We start from the raw sequence: 12,664 nt of genomic DNA, 5'->3' as shown, positions 1-12,664 counted from the left end.
CTTGCAGATACTAAACTTTATAATTAACCAGATAAAGAATAAAGCGCAGGCGAACAGTGTATCATTAACTAGTTTCACTTTACAAAAGTTTTGATCCTCCGTTCAATAGATGCTCAATTAGTTCTATTGAAGATTTGCAGATTACTCCTGCTTCAGGTTCGAGAGGTTTGCCCGTCCTATAATCTGTATTTTGCGCTTCGTATGTCTCCTTCTCATCAAAGGCGAACACATGGTCTTCTATTTCCATCTCCCGAGATACGATTCCTGCTCTATCAATTGATTCTGGTCCTTCGCTTACATTTGTAAGAATCAAAAAGTGGTAAATTTCCTTTTTTGGTATTTTAATTACCTTGTTATCTTTTGTTACAAACGGGATCATCTGATTCCTCAAAAAATGCCTGAGGACAATGGACATTATGTTGTATTTCTCCCCTACCATTTTTGCCCTCACCAAAACGAACCAGGAAGCAAACTCTGAAGAGCTGTCTTGTCCAAAACTTGCATGAATATCTTTGAATTCCCTTCTTTTCCCTGGGTCCGAATTGGAAACTGAAAAAGTCAGGATAATGTCCTCAAAACCAAAATGATCAATCAAGGCATATATGAGTTTTTGCGCTTCTATAATATACTCTTTCATAGTATCTCGTTCACGTAGTACCTCTCAAACTGGGCATTTTTCACTCTAAAAGAGTATAACACTTTTTGAAAAAAATGTAAGAGTTTCTGAAACTTGTACTTCTTTTTACATTTTTCTCTACTCCGGGTGTCTGGTTGTTTAATAATTTTCCTCTATAAATTTTTTCAATTTGTTGTAAAATGATTATGATGAAAAATACGGAAAGTTTGGATAAGATGCTTAGAGTGGTTTTCGGGGTATGCTTTATTTCCTCGATTATTATTTTTGCAATTTCCTCGATTCTCGATATTCAGGATAGGACTCCCTTTATAATTGGAAGCATTTGCTCTTTCATTTCAGCTGTCTCTTTTCTTGCGTTATTTGCACTGAGGAGGCGTGAAAATTCGCTATACATAAACCCATCTAAGGGACATACAAAAGAAGGACTTGTGTTTCTTGCTTCAACAAGTAACGAAATGGAAGCAGAGTTAATTAAGAACCTTCTTGGGACAAATGGCATCAAGGCGGTCGTTAAAAAAGAAGTGCCAGGCTCTTATGGAGAAGGTATGGATGCATACATCAAGGCTCGATTTGGTCAATCTACATTTGGGATTGCTTCCGAAAATATATATGTAAAAGCAGGCGATTTCGATAAGGCGAAGAGAATTATAAAGAATCATTTAGGAAAAAAGCAAAAATAGGAAACACAGGAGGTAAAAATATGGTTAAGGGAGTGGTATGGGCTTTGTGGTTTATTTTGAGTGTTGCCTCTGTAACAATTTACATAGAAAGCCTTACCTGGATTAAAAATGCAATACGAGCAAACGATACTAAAAAAATCTTCTTATTCGCTACACTTCTTGTTCTGTCAGGGATTGTTTTCATATTCCTTTCATATGAAGAAAGCAATTCAATTTATTCAGGTGTTATCATTCTAATTATATTAGCCATACTCGAGATTCTCGGGGTTAGTAATAAAATCAAAATAAAATTACAAAACATAACAAATGACGAGAAATATAAAAGCGACTAAATTAAATTCTATCGAGTTTATTTAACCTTCCAATTCCATATTAAAAACCATATTAATGCAAGAAAAATCGTCCCTAATAAAAGCAAAATAACTTTTGTAAGAGGAATTTCAGTTTTCTGGACCTCATTACCACTTTCTTTTACAAGATTTTGTGCATATTTAAGAGAGTAAGTGTTTATAATAATCATACCAAGAGCAAAAACTACAAGTATTGCAATGCCGAAAGGCTCTCCAAACTTCAAAATGGCAAATACAAGGTTCAGGATAAAGAGTGGGACAGTAAACGAAAGAGTGACAATCAATACCCTTCTATTTACTTCTTTCCATATGTTATCGTTCCCGAGAGTTTCAGGAGTCCTTACTCCAGCAAAATAGTTTCGCTTTGAGTTAAATCCAATAATAACAAAAATTGAATAAGCAAGGATTAACAACGCATTAATAACATAAAGATTTGCACCTTCCGGTAGCGGTCCAAAAAGCACTTTCATCACTTCCCTTCTAAATCAGTATAATTTGTATCGTCCTCTCCAGAATAGCCTAATGAAAGTTCGTAAATCGTTACAATAAGCATAGAAACAATAAAATTACCGAGAAATTCAAGAATATAGTTAACGAAATTAATTATATTAAAAGTTTTAGATAAGCCAAAAACATGAGAATTTATAAAATAAAAACCGATTCCAATTAGAGAAAGTAAAATAAGACTTCCTAAATATATTAACTTAATATCAGGATACTTCCTTGCTAAGCCAAATCCTTCATCGATACCATCCTTAAATGTATCATCTCTTGCCAAAGGCACATAAAAGAAAATCGAATACATTCCTATTAATAATGACACGATAAAAATGATAAGTGAAATAAAAACAGATACAAAAGAAGGCTCATGAGATTGCAAAAAGCCAAGCGGAATCGAAAATAGCAAAGATATAAAAGAAATAACATATAAAAAGAAAATTATTCTAACGGAGGATTTTCCAGTAAATTTACTTTGAAGAAGAATAGATAATAAACCTATTGTTATAAAGTTTGATGTAGAAAATGGACTAAATAGCCACATTAAAATTCTATTTACTAACTCAAATTTCTTTGTATTGCTTTGTAAAGTCATAGGGTTAAATTGCTTCATAACAAACATATAAACGAACTCAAAGAGAATATTTGCTATAAAAAACAAGATAAATATCCTGAGCATAAGATTCCTGTGGTGTAAATCTTGCTTTTCATACGACGGGACTACGCCCAAAAGAACATAAAGCACTAAAAACACGGCAAAGAGAACAAACGATTTTTGAGCAAACCATTTCAAAATATCGCTTAAAGTGTATTGCGTTGTTGAAGGATACAAAAAATGCTGAGTGTAAGTCTTACTAAACCACTGATAGTTTATGGTCGATTTGAGTAAATCATTATTTCCAAGAAGGGAAATGGTAAAGCCTGCGATTTGAGCAATAAAACCAAGTAATGGAACCACAAAAAACGAACCAACAAACCACCACTTCTTAATCCACTCTTTAAAAGCATCCTTAAAAATTGTCCAAACATTTTCCACAATTTCCTCCTTTTTGTTACGATTTTATTGAAATAAAAAGTGCTATTAGAAATGGAGAAAACATTAGAGGGAAAACAACAAACCAAACCGAGTATCTCGGGAAAAAGGCTCCAAGAATAGCGATAATTCCGATTACTTTAAAAGTAAGGCTTACCGCTTTAACACTATTCAAATCATAGCGTTCTGAAAAAGTAATGTCTCCCTTTGTTTCATTCTCTATACGCTTCCCCATATCGTCAAGTATAAGTGCAAAAGACATTAAAAGTCCTCCCAAGGTAAAAGAAATGAAAACATTTGCGTTAAGCTTTATCCCGATATTCCAAAGGAGCGTATGAATTTGTGCAAGCAAGAATAACAAAGACAAAAAAATTGCTATTTCGTAATATATTTCCCTGAATTTTTCACTTTCTTTCGTCCTGAAAATTTTTGGCACAAGAATAAAAAACAAAGTTATGGCAGAGGAAAAAATAGGCAGGGTAAATACACCCCAGGACTTTTGCATAAAACCATCAACTTCGCCGAATGCATTCCAGTGCGTTGCAATAACCTGAGGAAGACGGGGATAAAAGAAAATACTCAAAGCAAATGTTACAAGGAGAATTGCAAAAGCAATAAAAATAAAGACTTTTCCTGAACTCGATAACTTTTTCTCCCCCTTGAGTCCTTCCATCTTAAAATCCCTTTATAAGGCTTCTACCTTTAGCACTTCTAATACTTTTCTATTTCTTCTCTTCCCAGTATTGCGTCCCTCTGCCATCCATATAACCAATGGTCTTAGAAACACCTGCGCCTTGTGGTAAGACAACTGTTATCAAACCATTTACAAAATATGGATACGAAATTACATAACCGAGTTTGTCAAAAGATGCTGGTATTACAAATGCTGTATTCCCATTCTTGTCGATAAATTTTTGAGTTCCCCCTGCTTTTACATAAGCAAGACCCTCCGAAAAATTGTTTGCTTCATCGTAAACAGGCTTGATCACAACTGTACCACTTTTATTTATGTAACCCCATTTGCCACTCTTATCCTGAACTGCGGCAAGCCCTTCACTAAACATATAAGAGCATTTATATGCAGGCTTTATAATAAACCTACCTTTCTCGTCAATATATCCATAGTTACCCTTGACAGATACCGAAGCAAGCCCTTCATGAAAATCCTCCGCACCATCAAATGTGAAAGGAATAGCAACTTGCCCTTTTGTATTTATATATCCCCATTTGCCGTTCAGACCCGTTGGAGCAAGTCCATCCACAAAGTTCCCAATATAGTCATATTTTATCGAAAGAACCATTTTACCCTTCGCATCAAATAAACCATACTTATCACCCGACCTAACTGCAAATAAACCCAGCGTATTCTCTACTATAAACACTTGGTCATATTTGGTTGGGACAATTATCTTTCCATACTTATTGATAACGCCTTGTTTCCACCCGGACATTACAACTGCAAAACTACCGTTAAAATCATATCCATAGTCAAACTTAGGTTCTACTATGTATTTTCCAGTTTTATCTATATATCCGTATTTAGTGCCAACCTTCGGGATGTTCATTGAAACCATTGCAATGCCATTATGGAAATCCCAGGCACTATCAAACATAGGATTTATAACTAATTTCCCTTTTGCATCTATATAACCATACTTGTTTCCGATACTGACATAGGCAAGCCCTTCGTGAAAATTCCCTGCCATACCAAATTTGGGCTGTATAACAGTATTCCCTTTTTCGTCTATGTATCCCCATTTTCCGTTAAGATTAACTGCTGCAAGACCTTCACTTAGAAGATAGGCTTCAGAATATTTTGGCTGGACGATGATATGCTTATCTTTGTTACAGTATCCCCAATATTCTCCTGCTCTATAAGGAATAAGTTGCGGAAGGTATTTAAGGCTTTCATTCGAATAAGCCCCTTTGCTTTCTTTTGCCCCGCACGAAGTAAAAATCAATACAACAAGGACTAACAACGAAACTAACCTTTTTGCATTCATTTTTTCCTACCTCCTTTTACTATCAGCATAATTATACTACTTACAAAAAATAATTTAAAGCTTTTTTCAATCCTGCTTCGGAAAAATGAATATACCCTGGTAGAAACCATGTTCCACAGCAATGCCAGTCATCGGATCTATAAGGAAAAGTTCCTGATTCACAACAGGTCTATTTGAATCGAGTGCTCCCGTCCTCTCCCACAGCCTCAATTGAGTTGGTGGAATGCTCACCATATTAAAAGCTAATTGTTTTAGAGGCTCTGCAATATCAATGCCAACAAGTATATACAACTTATCTTTTGGTGTAGCAACAGAAGCATCTTTATTTTCAAGGAATATTCTTGTATATTCTCCGTAAGGGATTGTAATTACCTGGACTCTTGTAGGAACTGTGCCGTCGGGAAAGTGAGGATCCCACGGTATATTCCATTCTCTACACATTTTAATTTCTTTTATTAAATTATCCCTTATTTTTTCTTTAGTTACTTTTGCATTAGGAGGAAGCTTGTAGGAGGGAAGCGTTATATTCGAAAGATCGATTACCTTCGGGGCGGAATTTGTGAATTGCATCGACTCAAGCGATGTTAAAATTAAGATGCCAAAGACCATTAAGGCGATAATAAAAATTTTTGAGGTTTTGCTCATCTTTCACCACCCCTCTTAGCATAACCGTGTTATTAAAATAATTTCTTTTCTCATTTTGTCCTCCAAATTCTCTCATAATATTAGATACAAAATTTCAGAAAAAGTTCCACTTTTTTAAAAAATTAACTCCAAAATCTCCGAACAAAAATTTAACTTCCATTATCACTACTTCATTTTAAGCCAAATTATTATTTGTAAAAAATTCTTTCAAAATTCTTCAAAAATTGTGGAACTTTTTTACCACTTCATATATCTAATATTGTAGAGAAGGTGAAAAATGAAAAACATATTCAAAGGAAAAATTGCAAAAGTTGTAGCAATTGTTGCAGTCGTAGTTATTTTAATGGCTATTTATGCACTGTGGATTACACAAAAGAAACAGGGACAAACTCAAACAAACACCAACATCTCTAATGGAAGTTCACAGACGAATATAAGTGACATATATGTTTCTCCGGGCGGAGAAGAAGGGATCCAGGCAATTTATCTTGCACCTCGAAATGGTGGGCTTATTACTGACACTGAACTTAAGAAATATCCTCAGATTTTGAAAGTGACTGATTTTAAAACACTCAACTCCTGCACAAGCACATATATAATACCTATCTGGATTGATAAGGATGCAATAGACCTTTTACCGCAAGGGTGGCTTAGAGAGTATCCTCAAAAATTCTACCCAATCATTGTAGTAGGCTTTAGCAACGCACTTTATGCAATGCGAGAGAAATTGAATTTGGGAATTCTTGGACCCCGGATTGATTGGAGCAAAGAGACTTTAGGTCCTGGTTTCAGCGCCTGGATGATTGAAGAATATGGCGAAAGTTGGATGTCTTCTTTTATGAGAGGATATCAAGAAGATATTAATGTCTCACATATTCTTGAAGTAAGTAATGGTCTATTTAAACAATGTTTTAAAACAATTCAGTACAAAAATACAGAATATGGTTTTACTTTTGATTTGCCTTTGACATGGCAGGGTTACAAAATTATTAAAGACAAATGGACGGGGTATAGTGAAGGTGCAAATGGAGAAGTTGCAAGCGAAGAAGGACCACTGATTTTGATAAGGAGTCCCCAGTGGACCAAAGAAGTCCCAACACAGGATATCCCCATAATGGTGTTCACACTCGAACAGTGGGATACGCTTCAACAAGAAAAGTTTCATATAGGTGCTGCACCAATCGGTCCCACCGAACTTGGCAGAAACTCCAAATATGTCTTTGCTCTTCCTGCTCGTTACAATTATGCATTCCCAAAGGGCTTTGAAGTAGTGGAAGAAATTATTAATACAAACCCACTTAAGGGTTTTTAAATCGATGAATTTTTTTAGAGATGATAGTAAAATATGAAAAGAGCAATAAATAAGGAGGAAATGCTTTATGAGAAAAGCGCTTATTTTTTTGCTAACGATTGCGTTCATGATGAGTGCTTTAGGATGTAGTAAGCAACAACAATCCCCAATAGAAAGTTGTGAAATAATTGAGTTTAAACAGCCAAGAGTTGACTATCGAACTCCGAACAATTTTATTATCAATGTTTACTTAAACGATACCCTGGAACTAAGCGGATATACAGTTTTAGATTCCTTTGATATTGTTTCTCCATCTGGAAAAGAGACTCACTTTCTTACAGAGCCAACAAAGTATAGAAATCAAAAAGGAGAAGTTATAAGAAAATTTGGCGGAAAAATGACTTTTGATGAATTGGGAGAATATAGGTTAATGCATAAAGGTGCTGTTTTGAGTTGTTCAGCTTACAGATACGAAGAATATAAATTTAAAGTTACTTATAAAGCAAAAGTTTTGAATGCTCCAACTCTTGCTTCACTAAGTGGGAATAAAGAAGATGAGAATGTAATACTTCTTTTTGCAGGAGAAACTGTAAATTTACGGCTTCTACTTACCGATGCCAAAGGAAACATAGCAAGGAACAAATCAATTGGTTTATCAAATCTAAAAACTGACAAAGACGGTATTGTAGAAATAAAAATCAATACATATGATGTAATAAAGCAATTTCCGTACCGTATATACGGAGACTTAAAATACTATTTAACTGACTATGTGGTTTTTAATCAGGATGGAAATCTTATTGAGTCAAATTTTGGAGAAGTGGATTCAGATGGTCACTTTGTAAAAGTTAGTCCGAAAAACATTCCCAATAAAATCGAGATATTAAAAGAGAATAATAGAATTTACATCCTCTCTGATAGCTTAAATTTCTTAAAGGATTTTGTAATAGCCGACTTAGATAACCTCGGAGCAAATGACTTTCCTTTGCCTCACCCGAAAGATCCGTTAGTTATTTATACAAAATCAATGGTCTCAAAAGATGGTGGCAAAACATTTGTAACCTACCCTGATGGACTATCATTTTCAGTAAAAGCAGTTGATCCAAATAATCCAGCAATATTCTATGGATGGGTAAGGAAGGAAGACAGCATATCGGGACTATATGGATTGTTTAGAACAGATGATTATGGATTGCATTTTACAAAGGTTGCAGATTTTGAGGATATTGACTCTATAGCAGTTGATCCAGGAAACCCAAACACAATCTATGTTGGAACCTCTGACTCAGTATCAAGATCAGAAGATAATGGAAAAAAGTGGAAAAAGATTCTCAACGATGGATCTATTGTGTACATAAATCCTTACAATCCTTCTAATATCCTGGTTTTGGGAAATGTGCTTTATGTATCAAATGATGGCGGAAGAAGGTTTATGAGACTTTTTGCAATAAATGGGGATACAACAGGTTTTACAAAATTATTTGCAGTTTCATTTACACCCGAAAGCCCGAATATCATTTATGGTGCTTCTAACCGTGGAATTCTCAAATCAGAAGATAACGGCACAGTTTGGAAATTACTCTCCGCAATCGATTCCGAAAGAATTGCGGTTGACCCAACAGACTACAAAAGAATATACATAACCTTCAATGGCAAAATGTTCTTATCGACTGACGGAGGCAAGACTTTTACAAGTTTTCTGCCGCCGTGGTTTAAGGAGGGAAGAGACTATGTAAACAGCTTTTCAATCGATTCAAACGGGGTCGTTTATGCAGTCATTGACGGAATTATCTTTAAAAAGGCAAAAAATGGAAACTGGGAAATCCTGAATCCAGTATTGCAAAAAGACAGTCCACAGTGGAAAATCGTAAACAATAAAATATATATTGAAGCAAATGATGCAAAATCTCTTAATATTTTTATCAAAGTCATCAACGGAAGAATTGTCATTTATAAGGTACATTACTAAGGGGGAAAAATGAAAAAAGTGCTTATTTTTTTGGTTGTTCTTGCAGTTTTAGTTGCTTCCTTTATTGTTGTATTCAAGAAAATTAGTAATGAAACTCTGATTAGAGTTACAAAGACGGATTCTTTAAGCTCAATTTTAAACGAGCCATCGAAAATTATCTTTGTAACTAACGATGGAATTTATGCAAGCAATAAAGACGGAAACAGAACTGAAAGGGTTGCAATTATAAATAGCAAATTTGAAGTTAGAATTTACGGTATATCTCCAGATGCTAAATGGATAATACTAAACCCATCACCTGTTGATTTCGGTCCTAAATCAAAGCAATATTTGTATGCTTTAAATATTGAAACGCTTAAATTGGTTAAAATTGCAGAGGACTACTGGGAAGGTGGTTTCAAGATTTCATTTGAGATGGGGGACGATAAACTTCTTTATGGATTTCAAGGAGTAAATGCACCGTTTATTTCGCTTTCATGCTTTGACTTAAATAACGGCAAAATGGATTACCTGTTAGATTCTTCGAAAAATAAAGAGGAAAAAGCGTTTTACTATGCTATATCGCCTGACAAAAAATACATTGCCTATGCAGGTGGCAATGTCGAATCATTCCCTGACAATAGAACTGGTTTGTATCTAAAAAATCTTGAAACTGGTGAACTCAAACTGCTTGCAAAACCATCAAATCTTAATCAAAATTTTGGTGAGGATTATATCTCAAGTGTAGAGTTTGTAAACGATGGCAGGGAAATCCTTTATAGTAGAACAACATGGTCAAAAAATGGTAAAGAAACTGATAAATGGTTTGTAGTGGACTTGGAGGGAAATAGCAAGGAAATTTCTGCGGAAGAAGCATCCAAACTTTACAAAAATAGAGAAGGATTATTGGGGACAAAACTCAAAAAATTATTAAACAAAAATCTCTACATTAATGCAGTCCTCGATAAGTGCAAAAAGATCGTATTCTCAACACTTGAGAATGAAGAAAAGCTATACATATGTAATGATGACCTTTCAAACATTGTTTTCACAGGCATAACAAACCCTAACTTTATGCACTTCTCTCCCGATAGTTGCAAATTTACCTGCGAGGTTCTATCGCACAATGATACCTCAATTGCCCCAACCTCAATCTGGTATCTTATCGACGCAACAACAAATAAGAAAGTCAATTTGAATGAATTGTTCAAAGTGGAAGTAAAAGATGCAATTTATATTGGAGAATAAGAGAGGTGGAAAGATGAATGTAAAGAAAGTAGTTATTTTGTTGAGTTTGCTTGTAATGGTTTTCACATCGTGTGGGATTGTCTCAAGGAAACTTCCTTCTCTTATCCCGTATAGAGTGGGCGAAAAATGGGGATACTGCGACATAAACAAGAAGATAGTTATAAAACCTGCCTATGATGAAGCAGGATTTTTTAGCGAAGGGCTTGCCTGGGTAAAACTAAATAACAAATACGGTTATATCAATGAGAAAGGAGAGGTAATCATTCCTCCTCAATTTGACATGGCGTATGATTTTCACAATGGGCTTGCGCGAGTTGCAAAATACATAAATAACGAAGAGAAATTTGGATACATTGATAAGAGCGGGAAAATAGTAGTAAACCTCACTTACGATGTTGCAGATGATTTTGAAAATGGACTTGCAAAAGTTGGCATAGTAAAACCGAATAGCCAATCCTACATAAATTCAAACAATTTATCATACAGTTTTATAAACACTCACGGTAATGTAGTTTTAGAGGACAATGGTCTTGAAGACTTCTCTATGATTAGCGAGGGCTTAATACAGGTTTTCACACCCTCAAAGGCAGGCTTTATTGACACAAATGGAAAGGTAGTTATCCCTCCAGATTATAACGCTGTAGGAGATTTTAGCGAGGGATTTGCATGGGTTATGGTAAACGGTAAGTATGGTTTTATTGATACGAAAGGAAATTTAATAGTCCCACCAACTTACGAAGAAGTATGGGATTTTCATAACGGACTTGCCCGTGTTTACACAAACGACAAATTTGGTTTCATTGATACGAAGGGGAATGTTGTAATTCAACCTAAATACGACTATGCATCTGATTTTAGCGGAGGTTTTGCTGCAGTAGGCCGTAACGGACAGTGGGGCTATGTTGATGCAAAAGGAAACGAGACACTACTTCCTTTTTATTTTTCAAACCCTGGCGATTTTAGTGAGGGACTTGCTCCAGTCTATAACAACGGCAAAGTATGCTATGTAAACGAGAAGTTTCAGGTTGTAATTAAGACTAACTTTGTCTATGGACGGAGTTTTAGTGAAGGACTTGCACAGATTCGTATTAATAACAAAAGTGGATTTATTGATAAAAATGGCAACCTGGTTATACAGGCAAACTTTGGCGATGCAAACCACTTTGCAGGAGATTTCCACGGAGGACTCGCTACGGTCTTTATAAATGGCAAATGGGGATACATCGATAAGGCAGGAAGAGTTGCAATTCAGCCAGATTACGATGAAGCAAGGGACTTTAGTAACGGACTTGCAGCGGTGAAATTAAACGGGAAATGGGGATACATAGATGAAACAGGCAATATGGTAATAAAGGCAACTTACGATAACGCATTCGGGTTTACAGAGGACGGCTTTGCAATTGTTGAATTAAATGGAAAATGGGGCACAATTGATAAGAATGGAAATATTGTGTTGCAACCTTCATATGATTCCCTTGGAGATTTCCACTATGGACTTGCAGGCTTTGAAATTGCTGAGAAATTCGGTTTTGTAGACACAAAAGGTAAAGTTGTAATTCCTGCAGTTTATGAATCAGTAAGTGATTTTCATGAAGGACTTGCCGCAGTCAAAATGAATAACAAATGGGGCTTTATAGATAAAAAAGGGAAAATAGTAATACAGCCAAAGTATGATGAAGTCGAAGACTTTAGTGATGGGTTAGCAGCGGTTGGGCTCAATGGAAAATTCGGATATATAGACAAAAAAGGAAACGAGGTTATTCCCATAACTTATCCCTATGATATAGCACACTACGAAGTTATAGAAGAGTATGCGCATCCTTTTAGCGAAGGGCTTGCGTGGATTTTTGTGAACAACAGCTGGGAACTCATTGATAAAAACGGAAAGGTGATCAATACCCCTTACAAAATCGGTAAACTTTATAACGTTTGTCCTCACGATTTTCACGAAGGACTTGCTGCTGTTCCAATAGGTGAGAATAAATGGGGATTTATTGATAAAGAAGGAAAAATTGTGATTAACCCTGTATACGACAAGGTGGGCGATTTTAGTAACGGACTTGCACCTGTTTACAAACTGATACATACAGGACCGCCAGCCGAAGAATACAAACTTCTTGGCTACATCGATGCAAAAGGGACACAGTACTGGGAGAATTAGCCAAGTCTGGTCTATGTATGGATACAACGCACAACATACCAGCCAGTGCCCATATGATACATCAAAAAATAACGGCACGCTTAAGTGGAAATTCAAAACAGGAAGCCAAATTGAATCTTCTCCTGCTATCGCAGAAGATGGAACAATATATATGGGATTTTGGGACGATT

13 protein-coding genes are annotated in these 12,664 nt (G+C 35.5%); 7 read left to right on the top strand and 6 right to left on the bottom strand.

Translation table 11 applies throughout. The features are described from left to right. Window positions 1-79: 79 nt before the first annotated feature. Window positions 80-637: a hypothetical protein gene (locus JHC30_03365; protein MCI4463192.1), complete on the bottom strand. Its 558-nt coding sequence runs from the start codon at window positions 635-637 to the stop codon at window positions 80-82. 188 nt (window positions 638-825) lie between these two features. Between JHC30_03365 and JHC30_03360 the strand changes: the two genes are divergently transcribed. Next, window positions 826-1,317: a DUF2007 domain-containing protein gene (locus tag JHC30_03360; GenBank protein ID MCI4463191.1), complete on the top strand. Its 492-nt coding sequence runs from the start codon at window positions 826-828 to the stop codon at window positions 1,315-1,317. Between the two features lie 20 nt (window positions 1,318-1,337). Next, the gene (locus tag JHC30_03355) at window positions 1,338-1,649 is read left to right on the top strand and encodes a sortase B protein-sorting domain-containing protein (protein ID MCI4463190.1); all 312 of its coding nucleotides are present in this window, start codon (window positions 1,338-1,340) and stop codon (window positions 1,647-1,649) included. 17 nt (window positions 1,650-1,666) lie between these two features. Here the strand turns inward: JHC30_03355 and JHC30_03350 are convergent, their stop codons facing one another. From JHC30_03350 to JHC30_03330, 5 genes are all read right to left on the bottom strand, one after another. Next, window positions 1,667-2,137, bottom strand: coding sequence for an SdpI family protein (locus tag JHC30_03350; GenBank protein ID MCI4463189.1), 471 nt, complete (start codon window positions 2,135-2,137; stop codon window positions 1,667-1,669). Further along, window positions 2,137-3,201: a hypothetical protein gene (locus tag JHC30_03345; GenBank protein MCI4463188.1), complete on the bottom strand. Its 1,065-nt coding sequence runs from the start codon at window positions 3,199-3,201 to the stop codon at window positions 2,137-2,139. The genes JHC30_03350 and JHC30_03345 overlap by 1 nt, the downstream gene beginning before the upstream one ends. A 16-nt stretch (window positions 3,202-3,217) precedes the next feature. Continuing rightward, entirely contained in the window at window positions 3,218-3,871 is a 654-nt protein-coding gene (locus JHC30_03340; protein MCI4463187.1) for a DUF1648 domain-containing protein, read from the bottom strand. Between the two features lie 49 nt (window positions 3,872-3,920). Continuing rightward, window positions 3,921-5,201, bottom strand: coding sequence for a WG repeat-containing protein (locus JHC30_03335; protein ID MCI4463186.1), 1,281 nt, complete (start codon window positions 5,199-5,201; stop codon window positions 3,921-3,923). A gap of 66 nt (window positions 5,202-5,267) precedes the next feature. Then, window positions 5,268-5,846: a hypothetical protein gene (locus JHC30_03330; protein MCI4463185.1), complete on the bottom strand. Its 579-nt coding sequence runs from the start codon at window positions 5,844-5,846 to the stop codon at window positions 5,268-5,270. Window positions 5,847-6,123: 277 nt separating this feature from the next. Here JHC30_03330 and JHC30_03325 point away from each other — a divergent pair, with 277 nt between their 5' ends. From JHC30_03325 to JHC30_03305, 5 genes are all read left to right on the top strand, one after another. Next, window positions 6,124-7,158 (top strand): hypothetical protein, encoded by a 1,035-nt coding sequence (locus JHC30_03325; GenBank protein ID MCI4463184.1) that lies wholly within the window; start codon window positions 6,124-6,126, stop codon window positions 7,156-7,158. Between the two features lie 67 nt (window positions 7,159-7,225). After that, window positions 7,226-9,106, top strand: coding sequence for a hypothetical protein (locus JHC30_03320; protein MCI4463183.1), 1,881 nt, complete (start codon window positions 7,226-7,228; stop codon window positions 9,104-9,106). 9 nt (window positions 9,107-9,115) lie between these two features. Continuing rightward, window positions 9,116-10,333, top strand: a complete 1,218-nt coding sequence (locus tag JHC30_03315) for a hypothetical protein (protein ID MCI4463182.1) — start codon at window positions 9,116-9,118, stop codon at window positions 10,331-10,333. Between the two features lie 13 nt (window positions 10,334-10,346). Then, a complete protein-coding gene (locus JHC30_03310) occupies window positions 10,347-12,494 on the top strand; it encodes a WG repeat-containing protein (protein MCI4463181.1) in 2,148 nt (715 codons plus the stop codon). A gap of 13 nt (window positions 12,495-12,507) precedes the next feature. Continuing rightward, the coding region (locus JHC30_03305; protein MCI4463180.1) for a PQQ-binding-like beta-propeller repeat protein at window positions 12,508-12,664 on the top strand (157 nt) is incomplete at its 3' end.

It is taken from the genome of Caldisericum sp. (assembly GCA_022759145.1).
Classification (GTDB): domain Bacteria; phylum Caldisericota; class Caldisericia; order Caldisericales; family Caldisericaceae; genus Caldisericum.
This window is presented reverse-complemented; position numbering and strand designations above follow the sequence as displayed.